This is a genomic window from Rhodoferax sp. ZS1R25, assembly GCF_056521335.1.
The window spans coordinates 405,793-426,510 of the sequence record NZ_JBWMAZ010000001.1 but is presented as its reverse complement, the minus strand read 5'-3'; the positions used below and the strand labels follow the sequence as shown (position 1 = coordinate 426,510).

Here is a 20,718-nt window from a genome sequence, read left to right as displayed (position 1 = left end):
CGCCGTGGCCACTGCACTGCTGACCGGGTTGGCACCCGTGGTGTCATCCGCCACACGGGTGCTAATTTTGGGCAGTTTCCCGGGCGTGCGTTCGCTGGAAACCCAGCAGTACTACGCCCACCCGCAGAACCAGTTCTGGAAGATATTGCAAGCCATTTGGCCCTCTAGCCCCCATGTAACGGGCGCGAACAGCTATGAAAAACGTAGCGCATGGTTGCTGGAGCGCGGCCTGGGCGTGTGGGATGTGTACGCCAGCTGCCAGCGCGAAGGCAGCCTGGACACCGCCATCCGCGATGCCGTGGTCAACGACATTGCCGGCCTGCAACTACCGCAGCTGCAGGCCATTGCCCACAACGGCGGCGAGAGCTACAAGCACGCGCGCCACACCCAGACCCTGGGCGTGCCGGTCTACAAGCTGCCCAGCACCAGCCCGGCCAACGCCAGCTGGACGTTTGAGCGCAAGCTGGCCGCCTGGCGCGAGGTGATGGAGCGGCACGGGCTGGTGCGTTAAGGCGCCAGCAAAGCCGCCCGGTTGTCCTGCGCATAGGTGCGCAGGGAGCGCGGAGCACGGCCGGTGAGGGTTTGCACCGCATCGGTGGGCGCCGCCGTCCAGCCTTCACGCACAGGGTAGAAGATGGACGCCAGGAAGCTGGCATAGCCCCGCGGCACGCCCGCACCAGCGAGCATCTCCACAAAAGGCGCATCCTCCATCGGCGTGTAGGCCACGGGCTTGCCCAGCACCTCGGTCAGCAGCGTGGCGGCTTCGGCATAGCCCAGCGCTTCCGGCCCGGTCAGGTTGAAGGCGCGGTTGTCAAACTGGGAAGAAGTGAGGGCAGCGGCCGCGCTGTCGGCAATATCGCGCGCGTCAACAAAGCTGGACTTGCCTTGTGCGGCGGGCACGGCGATCTGGCCATGGGCCACGCCGGCTTTCCAGTAGGTGTGGAAGTTGTCCGAGAACCAGTTGGGCCGCAGGATGACGAAGGGCACGCCCGCGCGCTCCACGGCCAGCTCCACCTGGCGGTAGGGAATGGAGTCGTCCGCGTCCACCCCAATGGCGCTCTGGAACACGATCTTGATCTTGCGCGCGGCTAAAGCGTCCACCACAGGCAGCAGCAGCTGGGTCGCCTCCAGGTAGCCGGCGGGTAACAGTAGGTAGGCGCGGTCTACGCCTTCCAGCGCCGGGGCGACGGTGGCGAAGTTGGCAAAGTCAAACACCACGCCCTCGGCGCCCTCGACTGATGCGCCACTGCGGCTGGCCGCCCGCACCACTTCGCCGCGCGCCCGCAGGGCCTTGACCAAGGGGCGGCCCACATTGCCGCCCGCGCCGATTACCAAAATTTTTCCGCTCATGATGCAAACTCCTTAGGTATTTAAAAGAAACCAGGTATATTTTTGCCATGCGTTGGAATTTGCGAAAGAACGCACTTCAACGTAACCAGGTTTCCTTGTGGAAACCACCCCCAGCCAGGAGCCCCCATGTCCATGAACCCGAACAACATGTCTTTGGATGTGTACGAAGACCGCTGCCCCACCCGGCTGGTGCTGGAGCGCCTGGCGGACAAATGGGCCTTGCTCATCCTGGACCGGCTGAAGGGCGGCCCCTTGCGCTTCAATGCCCTCAAGCGCGACGTCAAGCGCATCACCCAAAAGGTGCTGACGCAAACGCTGCGCAAGCTGGAGCGCGACGGCCTGGTGGCGCGCCAGGTCTTCCAGACCAGCCCCGTGACCGTGGAGTACACGCTGACGCCGCTGGGCAGCACGCTGACCCAAACCGTGTCGGTGCTGGCCCATTGGGCCGAGAGCAATATGGATGCAGTGTGGGCCGCCCAGGCCGCCTATGACACTGCGGCGCAGAAGGACGCTGAGCCGCAAGCCGGCGTGTACCGGCTCAGCCAGCGGCCGGCGCCCAGCACGGCCAAGGCATCGCCCGCCTAGCCCACGCCAGCCGGGCTACTGCGCCTTGGGCTTGAGTGTCATCTGGCGGTCGGCCAGCGTGATCTCGAATTTGTTCAGAAAGCTTTGGCCCAGCAGCGCCTCATCCGGCTCACCGCCCACCAGCCCTACGCCAACGCGCACCCCGGACACTTGCGCGGGGCCGAGCGACACCGGCACATCGGCCAGCACCCGCCCCTGCAAATCGCCATTGGCTGTTTTGAACACCGTGGGCGTGCCACCCGCCAACCCCGCCTGCTGCGCAAACGCCTCGCTCACCGTCACCAGGGACGCGCCTGTGTCCACCAAAAACCGCGCCGGCTTGCCGCCCACCGTGCCCGTCGCATAGAAGTGTCCATCGGGCGCCATCGGAATTACCAACACCCCACCCGGCAACACCGCCACTGCCTTGGGCTTGAGGTACTGCGCTGAGAGCAGGTACAGCGCCCCCATGACGGCCAGCCACACGGCCACGATGGCCAGCGGGCCCCATTTGAGGTTGGTGGGGAGGTCGTTGGGATTTGGATGTTCGTTGGTGCTCATGGCGTCAGGCCACCTCCTGCACCAGCGCCTCGGCCAGGTGGGCTTGGGTGGATTGGCTGGCGGCCAGGCGCTGGCGCAGGTCGGCGCACAGGCGGCGCAGCAGGGCTACGCGGGTGACGATGCGGGATTGTTCGGCGAGGGGTGGGAGGGGAAACTTTGCATCGCCAAGTTTTGAAAGAGTGACCCGAGTAATTGCAACACCCGACATACCGTCTCGCATAGCTTGGTAGAAAAATGGCGACCGCAAAACTAGAGCTAAGTATTCGGAAGTCAATCCGCAGCTTGGCTTGATTACTCCAACGCTTGACAACAAGCTGAAGGGGCCGCGAATCGTGTTGATAGCAAGAACGCCTGTAGTCGCTCCATCTTTTATATAGAGAATGTCGCCAAACTCCGGGTCACACCGTGCATAGATTTCGTTGTGCACAGCCTTTGGAATGTACGTAGCACTGGAAAGATCAATGCCCCATGGCTTGATGTTTTTGGCAGACAAGTACATGAAGTCGCCAGTGGGGAAATTCGCTGGGGAATGATGTGTCCCATCCGTAATTTTCTTGGCTGCGGCCCCAAGCCGCACCCACCCCCACCCCTGCGGCAACGCAAACGGCTGTTCATCCTCAGCAATCGGTGGCAAGGGTTTGTCGCGTTTGATCTTGCCCTCAGCGATGAGCTTGTCTTTCTCGGCGCGGATTTTCTTCAGTAGTTCGCTTGCGGGTTCGTCTTGCGGGTCTTGGGGGACGAGCAGGCCGCGCACGGCGAGTTGGAGGATGGTTTGCTCCAGGGCATCAACGGCTTCGGGGCGGTCCAGCAGCAGGTCGAAGTGGGTGGCGATGCGGTGCCAGTTCTCCGTCAGTTGCGCGAGCGTATCGCTCTCAGTGAGCGTGCTCAGCAGGGTGCTGACGAGTTGGGCGTGTTGCGTGGCTTCGAGCTGGCCTTTGGCTTCGAGCGCGTCGCACAGGCGCATGAGTTCTTCGACGCGGGTGACGATGCGGGATTGCTCGGCCAATGGTGGGAGGGGCACAAGCATGCGTAGCACCACCTCCCGCGACACGTTCTTCATGGAACTGCTCGTGCCAGAAGCATTGACTGCGTAGTGCATCCTCGAATGGCTCGCGTTGTTGCAGAGGTTCAAAAACAAACGGCTCATGTGGCTGGAAACGTCCAGCCGAATGATCTTGTCACTCAACATCAGCTTTGGTTCAGCCTTGCCAACCACTACTGAGCGTGCCACCAATTCCTCGGTGTTGGCCCGTGACAATAGAAAGTCGCCGTCCTTCACTTCGTACTCGGGTCGAGGTGAAAGCTCCGACGGCAGTTCCTTATTTGCCGAGGCATCGAATCGCCCCCACGATACAGCGCTGACCTTGAGTACGCCCCAGTGGCCTTTGCGTCGTGGTGACCCAATGCAGGTCGGACTCCAGCCCGCCTCGCTGGCGTTGACCAAATCGCCCAAACGCACCCACTCCCATCCCTTCGGCAATCCAAACGGCTTTTCCTCCTCCGCAATCTCCGCCAGCAGCTTATCTCGCTTGATCTGGCCCTCGGCAATCAGCCGGTCCTTCTCCGCCCGAATCTTCTTCAGCAGCGCATTCGCCGGTTCATCCCCCGGGTCTTGCGGCACCAGCTTGCCTTGCACGGCCAGCGTCAAAATCAGCTCGCGCAGACGCGCTACGCCGCCGGAGGCGGTGGCCAATAGGTTCAAATTTGATAGCAGCATGCGCAGATTCCACGGGGGCTAGAGGGTGTTTTTATTCATAAGTGGCTGCAACTGCTGCTCGGCTAACTGGACCAGGGCTGCGGCTTGCTGCAGGCATTCGTGCAGGGCTTGGTCGGTGACGAGTTCGCCGTCGTAATCGCTCAGGTTGCGTTGTTTGCGCAGGGCGTCGAGCACGCGCACGGTGGCGGGGCTCACGCCCAGGGTGTGCACTAGGCAACCGATGGTGGTTTGGTGGTGGCCGGGCTTGCTGGTGGCGGTACGCCAACCCTGAGCGAGCAGTGCGGCATCGGCCACGGCGCGTATGGCGGTGTAGGCGCAGTCGAAGCGGGTCTCCAGGCTGTTGTCCGTGCGCTGTGCGTCTTGCAGTCGGGTGCGGGCAGTGGCCAGCATTTTGCGCAACAGGGCGGCAGAAAAAGGTACTTTGTCGAGCTGGCCGATGCGCGCGAGGTTGTTGAGTTCTTGTTCAGGCATTCAGCGTTCCGATCAGCAGTATTTGGGGTTTGGCCAGCAGCTCTTGCACAAAAGGGTTGCCCTCCAACTGTTTGGTGGCCCATTCGGCGGCGGTCATGACCTTGGGATTGATTTCGCGCCCCAGTTGGGTCTGGGCGGCGTAGGTGGCTTCCACCACCTGGGCGAAGCTGGCGCTGCCCACCACCAGCAAGTCCACATCGCTGCCCGCGTGGGCGCTGCCGCTGGCCATGGAGCCGAACACCAGGGCCAGTGTCACCTGGTCGCCCAGCGGCTGCAAGGCTTGCCGCAGCACATCGGCCAGCCCCGTGGTTTTGCGCACCAGCGCCTGCAGTTCGGCAAAGATGGGGTGGGCCTGGTTGGCCTGAAACTGCACTTGGTTACCCACCCGCTCGCTGGTGAGCAGGCCCACAAAGCACAACGCGTCCAGCTCTTTTTTCAAGGTGCCAGGAGCGGCATGCGTCTGGCGGGCCAGCTCGCGCAGGTGCATTTTCTGGTCCGGCTGCATGAGCAACAGGGCCAGCACCTTGCGCCGGTACTGGTTGGGAAACAGCAGTTCAGAAAGAGAGATATTTGTTTTCAAAATAGAAACGAACGTTTTGTATTTGAAAACGAATTATGCAGAAAAGCCCCGCTCTTGGCTACGGGATGAGGTGATGCGCAGATTCAACGGGGGCTAGACAGTGATTTGGCCAATATTTCTCGCAGCTCATTGCGCAGAGCCTGGGCTTCGCCTTGCAGGCGGGTGTAGTTGGCTAGCAGGTGATCCGGGTCGTGGTCCACCACGTCGTCCACGTGGGGGTTCTTCTGGTCCAGGTTGTAGCCCGCTGCCTTGATCTGGTCGATGCTCACCTTCCAGGCCCGCTCGTTCTCCACGCGCCCTGCAAAACCATCGGCCTCGCTGCCCCACCAGGCTTTCTCGGCATCGAACTCTTCGATGCGGATGGGCTTGGTTTTGTTGTAGTTCTTCACGCCCGCCGGATACGGGTGTTCGTAGTACCAGACGTGTTTGGTGGGCGTGCCCTTGGTGAAGAACAGCAGGTTGGTCTTGATGCCGGTGTAAGGCGCGAACACGCCGTTGGGCAGGCGCACGATGGTGTGCAGGTTGCACTCATTCAGCAGTTGCTCTTTGATGCGGGTTTTGACGCCTTCGCCAAACAGGGTGCCGTCTGGCAAAACAAGCGCAGCGCGGCCCTTGGTTTTGAGGATGTGTTTGATGAGCACCAGAAACAGGTCCGCCGTTTCCTTGGTGCGCACATCAGCGGGGTAGCCCTGTTCAATGCCTGGCTCTTCCACGCCGCCAAAAGGCGGGTTGGTGAGCACCACGTCCACCCGCTCGGCGGGGGTGTAGTCGCGCAGCGGGCGGGCCAGCGTGTTGCCGTGCACCACCTGGCTGGGCACCTCGATGCCGTGCAGCATCAGGTTGGTGACACACAGCATGTGGGGCAACTGCTTCTTTTCCACGCCGCCAATGCAGGTTTGCAGCACGGCCTCTTGCTCGGTGTTTTTGACCTGCTTGCGCATGTGCTCGATGGCGCACACCAAGAAGCCACCCGTGCCGGTGGCCGGGTCCAGCACCTTTTCGCCCAGCTGGGGGTTGACCATGTCCACCATGAACTGGGTGACGGCGCGGGGGGTGTAGAACTCGCCCGCGTTGCCGGCGCTTTGCAGGTCTTTGAGGATTTTTTCGTACAGGTCGTTGAACTGGTGGCGCTCGGCTTGGCGGTTGAAGTCGATGGCGTTGAGCTTGTTGATCACCTGGCGCAGCAGATGGCCGCTTTTCATGTAGTTGTAAGCGTCTTCAAACACGCCACGCACCACAAACCCGCGCGGGTTGCGCTGGGCATCGCCGCTGAGGTTTTTCAGCGCGGTGAAGAGTTCGTTGTTCACAAAGGCCAACAGGGTGTCGCCGGTGATGCCCTCCGCATCTGCGGCCCAGTTACGCCAGCGCAGGGGTTCGGGGATGGGGCTGGTGTAGCTGTCGCGGGTAAGTTCCAGCTCTTCCTCCAGCGCGTCAAATACTTTGAGGAACAAAAGCCAGGTGAGCTGGGAAATGCGTTGTGCGTCGCCATCGACGCCGCTGTCTTGGCGCATCACGTCCTGGATGGACTTGATGACGCTGGAGAGATTGGACATGCTGTTGTTGGTTTTATGAATGAAATAGGGCTCTAGCCCTCATGGACTGTGCGCAAGCAGCTACCAATTTAGTAGCGTTTTTACGCCTCTGGCCCGAAAGTGTATAGCTCGCGCTCCAGGGTTTGCAGGGCGGTTTTGTACTGGGGGCGGCCGCCGAAGCTCTTGATGATCTCGGCGGGGCGACCAATGTCGGTGAAGGGCTGGACGTTGAAGACGGTATCGGCCTCGATGGTGGCGATGCCTTCGTCGGCGTATTTGTCCAGCAGGGCGTCGATGACCTGACGCGCCACGGGGCCGTAATGGGTGAACACGTTGCGCTTTTTGACGCGGCGGGCGCGCTCGCGCCGGGTGAGGGGCGGCATGTTGTACGCCACGTGGAGCAGCAGGTCGAAGGGGTCGAGGTCTTTGCCTACCTCCTCACCCAGGGCCTCGATCATCACGCCGCGCGACTCTAGCTCTTCCAACAGGGCGGCTTTGCGGTCGGCGTCGTTCCAGGCTTGCAAAAACTTGTCCAGCGAGTCGTATTGCTTGGTGAGGTTGATGCGGGTGTAGTCGCGCAGGCTCTCGGTAATGAGTTTGCCCTGGGCGTTGAGGTATTGCACGCGCTCGCGGGCTACAGCGACAGTGACCTGGTTGCCCAGTACATATTTGATGACGGGCCCGCTTCCGCCACCAAAGGGGCCCAGCGGGCCTTGGGGCTGCCCGTCGATAGGCTCAGTGTGGGCGGTGGGGTTGGCAGGGTCGAACGATTCGGGCAGCACGTCGGGCGGGGCGATCGGGGCGTTGCACTTGGGCTCGTAGATCTGCACGGGTTCGCCGTCAAAGTCTTTGTCGGCAAACAGCTCGGTGGCGCGCTTGAAATCAAGGATGGTGAACCAGGTTTTGTCGAAGTACTCGTTTATGCGAGTACCGCGGCCAATGATCTGCTTGAACAGCGTCATGGACTTGATGTTTTGGTCCAACACGATGAGCTTGCAGGTTTGCGCGTCCACCCCGGTGCTCATCAGCTTGGAGGTGGTGGCGATGACGGGGTAGGACTTCTCGGGGTCGATGAAGTTGTCGAGCTCGCGTTTGCCTTCGGGGTTGTCACCGGTGATTTGCACCACGTAGTTGGGCTGGGTGGCGCAAATGTCGGCATTGGCATTGCTCAGGGCCTGGCGCATGCGGGCGGCGTGGTCGATGTCTTCACAAAACACAATGGTTTTGGCCATGCGGTCGGTGGCGCGCAGGTAGGCGGTGATGCGCTCAGCCACCACGGCGTCGCGCGGCTCCATGACCAGCTTGCGGTTCATGTCGCGGCCGGTGTAGACGCGGTCTTCGATGAGCTGGCCTTTGTTGTCAATCATGCCCGCCGTAGGGCGCCAACCAAAGGTGTCCTTGTCCAGGTCCACTCGGATGACTTTGTAGGGCGCCAAAAAGCCGTCTTCAATGCCTTGCTTCAGGCTGTAGGTGTAGATGGGCTCGCCAAAGTAGAAGGTGTTGGAGATGTCCTTGGTTTCTTTGGGCGTAGCGGTCAGGCCCACGTGGGTGGCGCTAGAGAAATAGGTGAGGATGTCGCGCCAGGCGGAGTCTTCATTGGCGCTGCCGCGATGGCACTCGTCCACCACGATCAGGTCGAAGAAGTCGGGGCTGAACTGTTTGTAGATATTGGCCTCGTCCTCCGCGCCGGTGACGGCCTGGTAGAGCGAGAGGTAGATTTCATAGCTCTTGTTAACGGCCTTGGTAGTCTTGTCCACCGCCAGGTCCACGTCGTCCATCTCCAATTGGCCCTGGGCATTGACGCGTTCCACGCCTTTGGCGTTGGGCGACAGTTTGGCCATGGCACCTTTGAAGGGACGGAAGTCATTGACCATGGTCTGGTCGACGAGGATGTTGCGGTCGGCCAGGAACAGGATGCGTTTTTTGGCACCGCTTTTCCACAGACGCCAAATGATCTGGAAGGCGGTGTAAGTCTTGCCGGTGCCAGTGGCCATGACCAGCAGCGCGCGGTTTTGCCCAGCGGCAATGGCTTCTACCGTGCGGTTGATGGCATTGAGCTGGTAGTAGCGCGGGGTTTTGCTGGGCGAGTAGTCAAAGGCGGCGACGCGTTGCACCTCGGGAGACCAGCCTTTCCAAGCGCAGTAGCGGGCCCACAGCTCTTGTGGGCTGGGGAATTGGTCAAGCGTGAGGTTTTGCTCGAGCTCGCCGGAGGAAAGGGTGGCGTCGCGGAAGACAAAGCCATCGCCGTTGCTGGAAAACACAAAAGGCACGTCCAGCAACTGGGCGTATTGAATGGCTTGCTGCATGCCGGCTTGGGGAGACAAGCTGGCCTTTTTGACCTCAACGACGGCCAACGGAATGTTGGGCTTGAGAAACAGGGCGAAGTCGGCTTTGAGGACGGTGTCTTTGTCGCGGTGGGATTTGTTGCCCCGCACGACAACGCGGCCTGCGCGCAAAGGGAACTGGGCATAGATCTGGTCCAGCGTGTGCCAACCAGCCTGCACCATGGCAGGGCGGACGTATTTGTCGCTGATGTCGCTTTCCGAAAGCTTGTGTTTGTCCATGCTCTTGCGCGCTCCCTGCCAATTCTTTTGGTTCGCGGCTGCTGGCTGTGGCAAGACCGCAAAGCATTCTGCCACTTGCGAGAGAGGACTCCCTAGTGCTCGACCACCTAAAATACGAGCCAAATCACCACCTAGCCCCCGTCCAATCTGCGCAAGCAGCTATTTATTTCATAGCATGACCAGTTCCACCGCCGCCCACCTCACCACCCACGACACGACCCGCATTGACGATGTGCGCATTGGAGCGGTGCGCCCGCTGATCACGCCGGCGCTGCTGGAAGAAAAGCTGCCCGTACCCGACGCGGCACAGGCGCTGGTGGAGAGCAGCCGGGCCGCCATCTCGCGCGTGCTGCATGGGCAGGACGACAGGCTCATCGTCGTCGTGGGGCCCTGCTCCATCCACGACCATGACCAGGCCATGGAGTACGCGCGACAACTCAAGGTGCAGGCCGACGCGCTGCAGGACGACCTACTGGTGGTGATGCGTGTGTACTTCGAGAAGCCACGCACCACCGTGGGCTGGAAGGGCTACATCAACGACCCACACCTGGACGACAGCTTTGCCATCAACGAAGGGCTGGAGATGGCGCGCCGCCTGCTGCTGGATGTGCTGGCGTTGGGCCTGCCCGCAGGCACCGAGTTTCTGGACCTGCTGTCGCCGCAGTTCATCAGCGAGCTGGTGAGCTGGGGTGCCATTGGCGCGCGCACCACCGAGAGCCAGAGCCACCGCCAGCTGGCCAGTGGCCTGAGCTGCCCCGTGGGTTTCAAGAACGGGACCGACGGCGGCATCAAGGTGGCGACCGATGCCATCCAGGCCGCGCAGGGCGCGCACGCCTTCATGGGCATGACCAAAATGGGCCAGGCCGCGATTTTTGAAACGCGTGGCAATGACGACTGCCATGTGATCCTGCGCGGCGGCAAGCAGCCCAACTACTCTGCAGCCGATGTGGATGCCGCCTGCGCGCTGCTCAAGGCCGCGGGCCTGCGTGAGCAGGTGATGGTGGACGTGAGCCATGCCAACAGCAGCAAGCAGCACGCGCGCCAGATCGTGGTGGCGGCCGATGTGGCGCAGCAGATTGCGGCAGGCGATGCGCGCATCACCGGCATCATGATCGAGAGCCATTTGAACGAAGGCCGCCAGGACATCGTGGTTGGCCAGACACTGAAGCACGGCGTGTCGGTGACGGACGCCTGCATCAGCATGGTGCAAACCGTGCCGGTGCTGCAGGAGTTGGCTGCGGCCGTGCGGGCACGGCGCGCTGCGGCCTGAGCGCAGCAGGGCTGAAACGAATGAAGCGCGCTAAGCCTTACGGCCTAGCGCGCTTCACCGGTGACAGCAAACGCGAATAGTTACTTCACAGCGGGCGGGCCCTTGAAGCGATTGCGCTCGCCAAAGCCCCACCAGAACACAGCCAAAAACACCACCAACGCGATGATCAGGTAGAGCACCTTTTCATTCGGTGGCTGGATGCCCACGAAGATCAGCACCAGGCCGCCCAACACGGCCAACACGGCGATGGGCTTGGACAGGCCACCGAGGTTGAACGGGCCTTTGCGGGTCCAGGTTTTGCCTTCGGCCAAGATGCCAGCGGCAGTGGGCATGACGTACGAGATGTACAGGAACACCGCGCAAGCGGTGGACAGCACAGCAAACGCATCGGCATACAGCGTGGCGATGACGGAGGCCACGCACGACACCCAGATCGCGACGCCAGGGGTCTTGTTCACGGGATCAATGGACTTCAGCGCGTTGGACAGGGGCAGGCCGCCGTCCCGTGCGAAGGCATACATCATGCGTGAGGTGGACATCAGGCAGGCCAGGGCACACAGGTAATTGGCCACAAAAATGCCGATGCCCAGAATCGCCTTCAGCGCGGGGGGCAGGCTGTCCAGCAGTGCGGAGAAAAAGCCCATGCCTTGCTTCACGGCTTCGGGGAGGCTGGGCATCACCAGCACGAAGGTGCAGATCATGGCGAAGCCAAACAGTGCGGACCACAGCACGCTGGAGACAATGCCCTTGGGCACGTTCTCGGCCGCGTTGTGGGTTTCTTCAGACGTGTGGGCCGAGGCGTCAAAACCGGTGATGGTGTAGACGGTGAGCAGCAGGCCGGCCAGGAACACCATCACGGAGCTGCCGGACTGGGGCCACATGCTGCCTTCTTGTCCGGTGAAGTTGGTGAAGGTGGTCAGGCGCGAGAAGTCGATGGGGGTCTTGTTGAAGATCCACAGCGACAAGGTCAGCACGGTGGCGATCACGAAGATCAGGTAGCCGGAGATGTCGAGCAGCTTGGTGGTCAGGCCCGCAGCCTTGTGGTTCAAGATGGCTTGGGTCACGGTGAACAAGGTGATGAAACCCACTTGCTCGGTCAGGCCCCAGTTGGTCGTGTCCAGCCCCAACAGCGGAGCGATCAGCGTCTTGAAGAAGGGGTCGTACACGCCGAAGTTCACGGATGCCACGACGAGCACCAGGCCCAACAGGTTGAACCAGGCGGTGACCCAGCCATAGCCCTTGTTGCCCAGGATGGAGCCCCAGTGGTACAGGCCACCCGCGGTGGGGTAGGCCGATGCGATTTGTGCCATGGCCAGGGCCACCACGGTGGCGAAGGCCGCGCCTACGATCCAGCCCAGGCTGATGGACAAGCCACCGCCTGCACCCAGTGCGCTGGGGAAGGCGGTGATGCCGCCGGCCAGGATACAAATGATGGAGAAAGAAACCGCGAAGTTCGAAAACTTGCTCATCCGTCGGTGCAGATCCTGCTTGTAGCCCATGCTTTCCAGCAGTATTGCATCCGCGTCGTGCGGCTCGCGCGTAACGCTTTGAGTGCTCATTGGTCTGTCCTTTACGTTGAAAACTGTCGTGAAAGTCCACTTGCATACCGCGGCATCGTGCGCAGCCCGAATTGGTGCTGCCGCGCGAATTCGCTGTATCGGTTACGCCTTACGCAAATGCCATGCCTTGGGCCGCGTGAAGGTTTGAATGCCGTAGGTTGAGAGGGTCAGGCCCACCCCCGAATCGCCATAGCCGCTCCAGGGCAGGCGCGGGCTCACACGGTCGCAGCAGTTCCAGTACACGGTGCCTGCGTGCACCTGCTCCAGCACCGCTTTGGCGCGTGCCTCGTTGGGGGTGAACACACCCGCGGTCAGGCCGTAGCGCGTGTCGTTCATCAGCTTCACGGCCTCCGCGTCGCTGCCCACTTTTTGAATGCCGATGATGGGACCGAAGCTTTCTTCGCGCATCAGCTCCATGCTGTGGTTCACGTTGGAGAACACTGTGGGCTGGAACCAGTTGCCTTCGCCCGCGCCACGTGCACCGCCGGTGAGCAGCGTGGCGCCCTTGGCTTGTGCATCGGCCACCTGGGCCTCCAGCACCTCCAGCTGCGGAGCGCGGGTCAGTGCACCGATATAGGTGTCTTCGGCCACAGGATCACCGGCCTTGAAGGTTTTGACCGTGTTGACGAAGGCTTGCACGAACTGGTCGTACACCTTCTCATGCACATACACACGCTCCACCGAGCAGCAGCTTTGGCCGGTGTTGTACATGGCGCCATCGGCCAGGCTCTCGGCGGCCACTTGCACATTGGCGTCGTCGCACACATAGGTGGGGTCTTTGCCACCCAGCTCCAGCTGCAGCTTCACCAGCTTGGTGCCCACGGCCTGCGCGATGCGTGCACCGGTGGCGTACGAACCGGTAAAGAACACACCGTCCACCTTTTGCTCCAGCAGCGCTGCGCCCACCGCGCCCGCACCCACCAGGCAAATCATCACGTTCTCGGGCACACCGGCCTTGTGCAGCAGGCGGGTGATTTCCAGGCCAGTCAGCGTGGCGTATTCCGACGGCTTGTAGACCACGGTATTGCCCGTAAGCAGCGCGGGCAGGATGACGTTGCAACCCACAAACCAGGGGTAGTTCCAGGCCGAGATATTGGCCACCACGCCCAGCGGCGTGTGCTGGATTTGCTCGGTCATGCCGCCTTCCGCAAACACGGTTTCGGTGGCCAGCGTGGCGTCGGCCTCGGCCAGAAAGAAGTCGATGCGGCCCAGCAGGCCATTGAGCTCGTTGCGCGACATCTTGATGGGCTTGCTCGTCTCGCGCGTCATGGTGAAGGCCAGCGATTCCAGGTCATGCACCACCCCGGCGCGGAACGCGCTGACGCAGGCCTTGCGCTCGGCCAGCGATGTGGCGGCCCATGCGGGCTGGGCGCGCCGGGCCAGTGCCACTTTGGCTTCGACCGAAGCCGCATCGTCCGAGGGCAGGGTGGTGATCAGGTGGCCGTTGGCCGGGTTGTGGATGGCGAGTTGGCTCATGGTCGTACTCAAAGTTCAGGAGAAAGGGTGTGGCTGGCCGCCGCACGCACCGCGTGCGCCTGGGCCAAAAAGTCGTGCAGCAGCGGCGTGTCGTCCAGCGTGCCGTGCTCGGGCTTGTGGAACTCGGGGTGCCACTGCACCGCGGCTATCCAGTCGGCGCCGGTGGCGCGTATGGCTTCGATGGTGCCGTCGTCCGGGCAGCGGGCTTCCACCGCAAAGCCGGGTGCCAGGTCTTTGATGCACTGGTGGTGAACGCTATTGATTTTGTAGCTGCTTGCGCCCTTTAATAGGGCGCTGAGCCGCGTTTGAGGCACCAACTCCAGTCTGTGGAAGTTCTGGTCGTAGCGCTCGGCGTCGCGGTGCTGCACGGCTTCGGGGCGCTGCGTGGGGATGTCTTGCACCAGCGTGCCGCCAAAGGCAGCGTTGATGAGCTGCAGGCCTCGGCAGATGCCGAACACTGGCTTGCCCGCGGCCACAAAAGCCTTCACCAGCGCGATCTCATACGCATCGCGCAGCTTGTCGCCCTGCCAGCGCGCGTCAATCGGCGCCTCGCCATAACTGCCGGGCCACAGGTCGGCACCACCATGCAGCACCAGGCCGTCCAGCCATGCAGCGTAGTCATCCAGCGTGATGCCGCCACGCGCAGTGTCACCGGTGACGGAAGGCACCATGACCGGCAGCGCGCCGCCCGACATGAGCCAGTGCGGCACCGACAGCTCCACGTAGTTCAGCGTCTTCTTGGCAAACGCAGCGCGCGCCGGGTCCGGGTGCATGAAGCATGCACTGACGGCGATCTTGAGGCGTTCCCCGGCGTTGTGCATCACATGGCGGCCTTGAAGAGGCGCTCAAAGTCGGCTGCCGTGCAGGGACGTGGGTTGGTCTGGTGGCAGATGTCGGCCGTGGCCACTTCGACCAAGCGCGCCAGGTGCTCGGGCTTCACGCCGTGGCTGGACAGCGTGCCCGTGATGCCCACCAGCGCCTTGATGCCCTGCAGCCAGGCCACAAAGCCCTTGCCACCGCCCTGCACACCGCACACATGGGCTAGCTCATCAAACTTGGCGGGCACAGCCTCCAGGTTCCAGGCCATCACGGTGTCAATCATCAACGCGTTGGCCAGGCCGTGGTGCAGGTCGCACACGGCACCCAGTGCGTGCGCACAGGAGTGCACGGCGCCCAGGTCTTTCTGGAACGCGATGGCACCCATCATGGACGACATCATCATGTCGGAACGTGCCTGCAGGTTGCCTGGGTCTTTGACCGCAGTCACCAGCGCGGCCGCGGCAATGCGCGTGCCCTCTAGCGCAATGCCGTCGCACAGCGGGTGGTAAGCGGGCGAGAGGTAGCTCTCCACGTTGTGCGTGAGCGCGTCCATGCCGGTGGCAGCCGTTACATGGGGCGGCAGGCCCAACGTGAGTTCGGGGTCGGCAAACACGGTCTTGGCCAAAATCTTGGGACTGAAGACCACGCGCTTCAGGTGCGTGTCGTTCTCACTCACCACACTGGAGCGGCCCACTTCCGAGCCGGTGCCTGAGGTGGTGGGCAGTGCAACGAAATACGGCAGTTCGTTGACGATAGGGCGCACTTGCGGGTGGTCCCACACGTATTCTAGGATGTCCCCCTCGTGCGTGGCGGCCAGGCCCACGACTTTGGCCACATCGAGTGCAGCACCGCCACCAAAGCCGATCACGCAGTCAGCGCGGTGCGCCTTGTAGGCCGCCGCGCCGTCCATCACCTGGCTGCAGGTGGGGTTGCCAAACACACCGGAGAACACAGCCACGTCCAGCCCCGCCAGATGGGTTTGGAACTCGGCCAGCACGGGCAGGGCACCCAAGGCCTTGTCGGTGACGACGAGGGGGCGCTTGAAGCCCAGCTCCAGCAGGTGCTGGGCCACGAGCTTGCGGGCGCCGGCGCCGAACTTGATGGGGGTGGGGAAGGAGAAGGAAGTAATGCTCATGGTGTGTGTCAGATGATTTCGAAGTAGCGTTTCATTTCCCAGTCGGTCACTGCGTCCAGCCACTGGCGCCATTCCCATTCGCGGGTGGCGGCAAAGTGGTCAACGAAGGTGTCACCCAGCCAGTCGCGCGCCACGGCGGACTGCTGGAAGTTGCGTGTGGTTTCGATCAGCGTGCGTGGGGCACGGGGAATGTGGTCGGCGCCCTGGTTGGTGCCGGTGATGGGCGGGGCGGTGAGCTTGAGGCCCTTCTCCACGCCGTCCAGGCCCGCCGCGATGACCGCGGCCATGGCCAGGTAGGGGTTCACATCGGCACCCGGGCAGCGCGTCTCCAGCCGCGTGGCCTTGGGGCTGCCGGCAATCACGCGGAAGCTGGCCGTGCGGTTGTCCATGCCCCAGGTGGGCTTGACCGGTGCCCAGAAGCCATCGACCAGGCGCTTGTAGCTGTTGATGGTGGGCCAAATCAGCGCGCCAAATTCCATCAGGCAATTGACCTGTCCGGCCAGGTAGCTCTCGAACACCTTGCTCATCTTGCGTGGCGATTTGGCATCGAAGAACAGGTTGTTCTTGCCATCGCTCAGGCTTTGGTGAATGTGGCCGCTGCAGCCCGGCAGTGGCTGGTGCGGCTTGGCCATGAAGCTGGGCATGATGCCAAAGCGCGCGCCGATCTCCTTGGCGCCGGTCTTGAACAGCACAGCGCGGTCGGCCTGCTCCAGCGCCTCCGAGAAGCCAATCGCGGCCTCGAACACACCGGGACCGGTCTCGGTATGCAGGCCCTCAATAGGCACCTTGAAGGCCAGCATGTCGTCCATGATGGCGTTGAAGAACTCGCGGTTCTGGTTGGCGCGCAAGAGCGAATAGCCAAACATCCCGGGCGTGAGTGGCGTAGCACCCACGCCTTTTTTGTCGGCCCAGCTTTGGGGGGTTTCCAGAAAGTTGTACCACTCGAACTCCATGCCCGTCATGACTTGGAAGCCCATCTTCTCGGCGCGCTTGAGCACGCGCTTGAGCGTCTGGCGCGGGCACAGGGCGTGGGGCGTGCCGTCGCCATTGACGAATTCACCGAGGAAGAAGGGGACGCCGTTGTCCCAGGGCACATGGCGCGCCGTGTTCAGGTCCAGCCGCGCCAGCGCGTCCGGAAAGCCATGCTGCCAGCCGGTGACCGTGGTGTTGTCGTAGCAGGTGTCCATCATGTCCCAGCCCAGCACCACGTCGCAGAAGCCAAAGCCCCCCGCGGGGTAGGGCTCGGCGGCTCCGAGGAACTTGTCACGGTGCAGGTACTTGCCACGCAGCACGCCGTCGATGTCGGTGACGGCGACCTTGACCTTGGGCGCACCAGACTGGCGCAGGGCTGCTACAGCGACATGCTCTTTCGGGTTTGCCGGGGGTTTGCGCACGGTTGTGGGCGCTTGCTTGCGTGATGCCATCGATGCCTCTCGGTATGTCTCGTTATGGGTTGACTGTCACTTCTGCATTCATTCTGCGGACGCATTCCCCTTGGGGCTATCCCATTTCGGCACCCCGGTGGCCTGCCTGGGGGCTCCGCGTAAACACCTAGCAAACCCATGGCATGTTTTTTGCAAAATCTTTGGCTTATGTCCCAACATCCCATTTCGGCAATTGCGGCGCTTGCCAGCCCCCTGGCGGCGGTGCCCCCTGGGTTTGCCAATGCGGTGTTTTCTGATGTGGATGAACAGGCTGCAGCGCTGACCGGGTGGAACCAGTCCTACCTGCAGCTATCGGGCGGTGGGTTTCATGGCGCCATCCAGCGTGTGGACCTGGGAGCCGCGCGCCTCTTCATGGAGGGCCTGGGGTCCACCGTGTACCAGACAGGCTACCTGCAGCCCGGCGTACTGGCACTGGGCGTGCCCCTGCGCTGCGATGGCAGCAGCGTGTTTTGCGGCACGGCGTCGCACCGCGATGCGCTGCACGTGTTCTCGGGCCGCTCAGGCTTTGAATTTCGCACCGGCAGCGACCACGTGATGATGGGTATCGAGCTGGAACCCGAACTGGCCAACACCCTCTACCCCTGGGGCAATGGGGCCTTGCTGGGTCAAGAGTCCGGTTTGTTGTCGACCGACCAGCAGGCGCTGGATAACCTGCGCCAGGTCATGCTGATGCTGTTTGAGACCGCGCACACCACACCCGCCCTGTTTGAGTTGCCCGCACTGCGCGCCGGCATGGTCGATACGCTGGTTGAAAAGGTGACGGCGCTGAACATTGCGGCCTCACCCTCCGAAGCGCCGCACGATGTGCACTGGCACCTGGTGCAGCAAACGCGCGGCTTGGTGCAAAGCCAGCTGCAGCAACCGCCCACCGTAGGGGAGCTCTGCACCCACCTGGGGGTGAGCCGGCGCACCTTGCAAAACGCGTTTCAGCGCATTCTGGGCATCAGCCCCTTGGCCTACCTGCGGGCCATCCGCCTGGGCGCGGTGCGCCAAGCCCTGAAGACCGCGCCATCGGTAACCGATGCGGCCACCGACCTGGGCTTCTGGCACTTTGGCCATTTCGCCAAGGACTACCAGGCCATGTTTGGCGAGCTGCCCTCGCAAACCCACAAGCGCTACGCGCCACCGTTGCAATAGCGGGCGCGCTCAGCGGAACTGGTCGGCCTTGTAGTAGCCCGAGGTGACCAGTGTGGCGCGCCAGTTGCTCACATCCACGATGACGGGCTTGAGCAGGAACGATGGCACCACTTTTTGCCCGTTGTTGTAGGTCTTCTCGTCGTTGATGACGGGCTTTTTACCCGACAGGATGGCGTCCACCATGGTGGTGACGACCTGGGCCAGTTCGCGGTTGTCCTTGAAGACCGTGGAGGTCTGTTCACCGCGAATGATGGAACGCACGGAGGGCATCTCTGCATCCTGCCCCGTGATCACGGGCAGGGGCTGGCCACCCTGGCCGTAGTTGGCCTTTTTCATGGCCGTGAGCAGTTCCATGCTGATGCCGTCGTAAGGCGACAGCAGGGCGTCCAACCGCTGCTTGCTGTAATGCTTGTCGAGAATCTGCGTCAGGCGCGCACGCGCCACCGACCCGCTCCAGCGCAAGGTGGACACCTTGTCCATGCCCATCTGGCCCGAACCCACGACGAGCTTGCCCTTGTCGATGTAGGGCTTGAGCACCGACATGGCGCCGTCGTAGAAGAAGAACGCGTTGTTGTCGTCGGCAGAGCCGCCAAACAACTCGATGTTGAAGGGGCCCTTGCCTTTGTCCAGCCCCAGGTGCTCGATGATGTAGGTACCCTGGAGCACGCCCACCTGGAAGTTGTCGAAGGTGGCGTAGTAGTCGACGTTGGGTGTATCGCGAATCAGGCGGTCATAGGCAATGACCTTGATCTTGCGCTCCGCCGCTTTCTGCAACACGGGGGCCAGCTTGCTGCCATCGATGGCACCAATGATCAGCACCTTCATGTCAGGGCTCTTGAGCATTTCCTCGGTCTGCGCAATCTGCGTCGCGATGTCGTCATTCGCGTACTTCAAATCGGGGCGGTAACCCAGCTTGTCCAGGGCACGCACCATGGCCAGCCCGTCCACCACCCAGCGCTGGGACGTGACCGTGGGCATGAGGACACCCACGCCACCCTTGCTGTCGTTTTGCGCGTGGGCCCACGGCAGGGACACCAACAACACAGTACTGAGAAAGATTCGTCGAATGGTGCGCATGGTGTGGGCCTTGAAGGTTTATGCCAGGGTGTAGGCCGTCTTCACCGTGGTGAAGAATTCGGCCGCGTATTTGCCTTGCTCGCGGGAGCCATAGCTGGAGCCCTTGCGGCCTCCGAACGGCACATGGTAGTCGACCCCTGCGGTGGGCAGGTTCACCATCACCATGCCAGCTTGCGAATGGCGTTTGAAGTGGGTAGCGTACTTGAGCGAGGTGGTGGCGATACCTGCTGACAAACCAAACGGCGTATCGTTGGCGACAGCCAAAGCCTCGTCGTAGTCCTTCACGCGGATCACGCTGGCCACGGGGCCAAAGATTTCTTCGCGGTTGATGCGCATGGCGGCCGTGCTGTCCACCAGCAGGGCCGGGGCCATGTAGAAACCGTCGGTCGCGCGCGACAGGCGCTCACCACCGGTGAGCAGCGTGGCGCCTTCGGCCTTGCCGATTTCCACATACGACAAATCTTGCTCCAGCTGCGCCTGCGAGGACACGGGGCCGATGTCGATGCCGGCTTCCAGCGCGTCGCCTACCTTGATGGCGGCCATGCGCTTTTGCATGGCTTCGATGAAGGCGGGGTAAATTTTGTCGGTCACGATGAGGCGGCTGGACGCGGTGCAACGCTGGCCGGTGGAGTAGAACGCGCTTTGCACGCTGAGTTCGACCGCCACATTGAGGTCCGCATCGTCCAGCACGACTTGCGGGTTCTTGCCACCCATTTCCAGCTGCACTTTCTTCATGTGGCCAGCACAGGCCGCCGCAATGCGCTGGCCCACGCCCACCGAACCGGTGAAGCTGATGGCGGTGATGCCAGGGTGGTTCACCAAAGCATCGCCAATCACGCGGCCCGAACCCATGACCAGGTTGAACACGCCCGCGGGAATGCCGCTGCGGTGGATAATGTCGGCCAGCGCCCAAGCGCAGCCGGGTACCAGGTCGGCGGGCTTGATCACCACGCAGTTGCCATAGGCCAAAGCGGGCGCAATCTTCCAGGCGGGAATGGCGATGGGGAAGTTCCAGGGCGTGATCAGGCCGATCACGCCGAGTGGCTCGCGCGTGACGTCCACACCGATGCCGGGGCGCACTGAGGGCAGGGTTTCACCAGCCAGGCGCAGGCACTCACCGGCAAAGAACTTGAAGATGTTGCCGGCACGGGCGGCTTCGCCAATGCCTTCAGCGCGGGTTTTGCCCTCTTCACGGGCCAGCAATGTGCCCAGCTCTTCCCTGCGTGCCAGGATTTCGTTGCCGATCTTGTCCAGGGCGTCGGCACGTGCCTGAATGCCACCGGTCGACCAGGCGGGAAAGGCTTTTTGCGCAGCGGCGACAGCGGTGTTGAGTTGGGCCAGGTCCGCTTGGGCGTACTCGCCAACCACGTCTGCCAGGTTAGAGGGGTTGAGGTTAGGGGCGTAGGTGGCCGCGGCCACCCATTCGCCGTTGATCAGGTTGTTGTGTTGAGAAGTAGTCAT

General features: G+C 62.3%; 18 protein-coding genes. 4 read left to right on the top strand and 14 right to left on the bottom strand.

Translation table 11 applies throughout. The annotated features are described in order from the left end of the window. Positions 1-4 precede the first annotated feature (4 nt). Positions 5-511 carry a DNA-deoxyinosine glycosylase gene (locus AC097R_RS02000; protein WP_479595928.1) on the top strand — a complete coding sequence of 169 codons (507 nt, stop codon included), beginning with the start codon at positions 5-7 and terminating at the stop codon, positions 509-511. Here AC097R_RS02000 and AC097R_RS01995 read toward each other — a convergent pair. Further along, positions 508-1,350 carry an SDR family oxidoreductase gene (locus tag AC097R_RS01995; RefSeq protein WP_479595927.1) on the bottom strand — a complete coding sequence of 281 codons (843 nt, stop codon included), beginning with the start codon at positions 1,348-1,350 and terminating at the stop codon, positions 508-510. The genes AC097R_RS02000 and AC097R_RS01995 overlap by 4 nt on opposite strands. Positions 1,351-1,476: 126 nt before the next feature. Between AC097R_RS01995 and AC097R_RS01990 the strand changes: the two genes are divergently transcribed. Then, entirely contained in the window at positions 1,477-1,935 is a 459-nt protein-coding gene (locus AC097R_RS01990) for a winged helix-turn-helix transcriptional regulator (RefSeq protein WP_479595926.1), read from the top strand. 15 nt (positions 1,936-1,950) lie between these two features. Here the strand turns inward: AC097R_RS01990 and AC097R_RS01985 are convergent, their stop codons facing one another. The 6 genes from AC097R_RS01985 to hsdR all read right to left on the bottom strand — a co-directional run bounded on the left by AC097R_RS01985 (position 1,951) and on the right by hsdR (position 9,339). Then, positions 1,951-2,475: a retropepsin-like aspartic protease family protein gene (locus AC097R_RS01985; protein WP_479595925.1), complete on the bottom strand. Its 525-nt coding sequence runs from the start codon at positions 2,473-2,475 to the stop codon at positions 1,951-1,953. A 4-nt stretch (positions 2,476-2,479) separates the two neighbouring features. After that, positions 2,480-4,192 carry a restriction endonuclease subunit S gene (locus AC097R_RS01980; protein WP_479595924.1) on the bottom strand — a complete coding sequence of 571 codons (1,713 nt, stop codon included), beginning with the start codon at positions 4,190-4,192 and terminating at the stop codon, positions 2,480-2,482. An 18-nt stretch (positions 4,193-4,210) separates the two neighbouring features. After that, positions 4,211-4,663, bottom strand: a complete 453-nt coding sequence (locus AC097R_RS01975; protein ID WP_479595923.1) for a hypothetical protein — start codon at positions 4,661-4,663, stop codon at positions 4,211-4,213. Then, on the bottom strand, positions 4,656-5,243 hold the full coding sequence (locus AC097R_RS01970) for a nucleotidyltransferase domain-containing protein (RefSeq protein WP_479595922.1): 588 nt from the start codon (positions 5,241-5,243) through the stop codon (positions 4,656-4,658). The genes AC097R_RS01975 and AC097R_RS01970 overlap by 8 nt, the downstream gene beginning before the upstream one ends. An 83-nt stretch (positions 5,244-5,326) precedes the next feature. After that, positions 5,327-6,796 carry a type I restriction-modification system subunit M gene (locus AC097R_RS01965; RefSeq protein ID WP_479595921.1) on the bottom strand — a complete coding sequence of 490 codons (1,470 nt, stop codon included), beginning with the start codon at positions 6,794-6,796 and terminating at the stop codon, positions 5,327-5,329. 80 nt (positions 6,797-6,876) lie between these two features. Next, a complete protein-coding gene (gene hsdR / locus AC097R_RS01960; RefSeq protein ID WP_479595920.1) occupies positions 6,877-9,339 on the bottom strand; it encodes an EcoAI/FtnUII family type I restriction enzme subunit R in 2,463 nt (820 codons plus the stop codon). A 175-nt stretch (positions 9,340-9,514) separates the two neighbouring features. On the opposite strand from hsdR, the gene AC097R_RS01955 reads away from it, so the two are divergent. After that, positions 9,515-10,609, top strand: a complete 1,095-nt coding sequence (locus AC097R_RS01955) for a 3-deoxy-7-phosphoheptulonate synthase (protein ID WP_479595919.1) — start codon at positions 9,515-9,517, stop codon at positions 10,607-10,609. A gap of 80 nt (positions 10,610-10,689) precedes the next feature. Here AC097R_RS01955 and AC097R_RS01950 read toward each other — a convergent pair whose 3' ends face one another. The 5 genes from AC097R_RS01950 to AC097R_RS01930 form a co-directional block, all read right to left on the bottom strand. Then, positions 10,690-12,168 carry an amino acid permease gene (locus AC097R_RS01950; protein WP_479595918.1) on the bottom strand — a complete coding sequence of 493 codons (1,479 nt, stop codon included), beginning with the start codon at positions 12,166-12,168 and terminating at the stop codon, positions 10,690-10,692. 102 nt (positions 12,169-12,270) lie between these two features. After that, entirely contained in the window at positions 12,271-13,644 is a 1,374-nt protein-coding gene (locus tag AC097R_RS01945) for an aldehyde dehydrogenase family protein (RefSeq protein WP_479595917.1), read from the bottom strand. Positions 13,645-13,652: 8 nt separating this feature from the next. Beyond that, on the bottom strand, positions 13,653-14,465 hold the full coding sequence (locus AC097R_RS01940) for a gamma-glutamyl-gamma-aminobutyrate hydrolase family protein (RefSeq protein ID WP_479595916.1): 813 nt from the start codon (positions 14,463-14,465) through the stop codon (positions 13,653-13,655). Beyond that, positions 14,465-15,598: an iron-containing alcohol dehydrogenase gene (locus AC097R_RS01935; RefSeq protein WP_479595915.1), complete on the bottom strand. Its 1,134-nt coding sequence runs from the start codon at positions 15,596-15,598 to the stop codon at positions 14,465-14,467. The genes AC097R_RS01940 and AC097R_RS01935 overlap by 1 nt, the downstream gene beginning before the upstream one ends. An 8-nt stretch (positions 15,599-15,606) precedes the next feature. Beyond that, a complete protein-coding gene (locus tag AC097R_RS01930) occupies positions 15,607-17,022 on the bottom strand; it encodes a glutamine synthetase family protein (RefSeq protein WP_479595914.1) in 1,416 nt (471 codons plus the stop codon). A 168-nt stretch (positions 17,023-17,190) separates the two neighbouring features. Here AC097R_RS01930 and AC097R_RS01925 point away from each other — a divergent pair, with 168 nt between their 5' ends. Beyond that, entirely contained in the window at positions 17,191-18,180 is a 990-nt protein-coding gene (locus tag AC097R_RS01925) for a helix-turn-helix domain-containing protein (RefSeq protein ID WP_479595913.1), read from the top strand. A gap of 9 nt (positions 18,181-18,189) precedes the next feature. Here the strand turns inward: AC097R_RS01925 and chvE are convergent, their stop codons facing one another. After that, positions 18,190-19,257: a multiple monosaccharide ABC transporter substrate-binding protein gene (gene chvE / locus AC097R_RS01920; protein WP_479595912.1), complete on the bottom strand. Its 1,068-nt coding sequence runs from the start codon at positions 19,255-19,257 to the stop codon at positions 18,190-18,192. A gap of 18 nt (positions 19,258-19,275) precedes the next feature. Continuing rightward, positions 19,276-20,718, bottom strand: coding sequence for an aldehyde dehydrogenase family protein (locus tag AC097R_RS01915; RefSeq protein WP_479595911.1), 1,443 nt, complete (start codon positions 20,716-20,718; stop codon positions 19,276-19,278).

Bases quoted from the DNA above. Each gene is read 5' to 3' on its own strand.
- AC097R_RS01995 (WP_479595927.1), bottom strand. From the start codon at position 1,350: ATGAGCGGAAAAATTTTGGTAATCGGCGCGGGCGGCAATGTGGGCCGC.
- AC097R_RS01990 (WP_479595926.1), top strand. From the start codon at position 1,477: ATGTCCATGAACCCGAACAACATGTCTTTGGATGTGTACGAAGACCGC.
- AC097R_RS01985 (WP_479595925.1), bottom strand. From the start codon at position 2,475: ATGAGCACCAACGAACATCCAAATCCCAACGACCTCCCCACCAACCTC.
- AC097R_RS01980 (WP_479595924.1), bottom strand. From the start codon at position 4,192: ATGCTGCTATCAAATTTGAACCTATTGGCCACCGCCTCCGGCGGCGTA.
- AC097R_RS01975 (WP_479595923.1), bottom strand. From the start codon at position 4,663: ATGCCTGAACAAGAACTCAACAACCTCGCGCGCATCGGCCAGCTCGAC.
- AC097R_RS01965 (WP_479595921.1), bottom strand. From the start codon at position 6,796: ATGTCCAATCTCTCCAGCGTCATCAAGTCCATCCAGGACGTGATGCGC.
- hsdR (WP_479595920.1), bottom strand. From the start codon at position 9,339: ATGGACAAACACAAGCTTTCGGAAAGCGACATCAGCGACAAATACGTC.
- AC097R_RS01955 (WP_479595919.1), top strand. From the start codon at position 9,515: ATGACCAGTTCCACCGCCGCCCACCTCACCACCCACGACACGACCCGC.
- AC097R_RS01950 (WP_479595918.1), bottom strand. From the start codon at position 12,168: ATGAGCACTCAAAGCGTTACGCGCGAGCCGCACGACGCGGATGCAATA.
- AC097R_RS01945 (WP_479595917.1), bottom strand. From the start codon at position 13,644: ATGAGCCAACTCGCCATCCACAACCCGGCCAACGGCCACCTGATCACC.
- AC097R_RS01940 (WP_479595916.1), bottom strand. From the start codon at position 14,465: ATGCACAACGCCGGGGAACGCCTCAAGATCGCCGTCAGTGCATGCTTC.
- AC097R_RS01935 (WP_479595915.1), bottom strand. From the start codon at position 15,598: ATGAGCATTACTTCCTTCTCCTTCCCCACCCCCATCAAGTTCGGCGCC.
- AC097R_RS01930 (WP_479595914.1), bottom strand. From the start codon at position 17,022: ATGGCATCACGCAAGCAAGCGCCCACAACCGTGCGCAAACCCCCGGCA.
- AC097R_RS01925 (WP_479595913.1), top strand. From the start codon at position 17,191: ATGTCCCAACATCCCATTTCGGCAATTGCGGCGCTTGCCAGCCCCCTG.
- chvE (WP_479595912.1), bottom strand. From the start codon at position 19,257: ATGCGCACCATTCGACGAATCTTTCTCAGTACTGTGTTGTTGGTGTCC.
- AC097R_RS01915 (WP_479595911.1), bottom strand. From the start codon at position 20,718: ATGACTACTTCTCAACACAACAACCTGATCAACGGCGAATGGGTGGCC.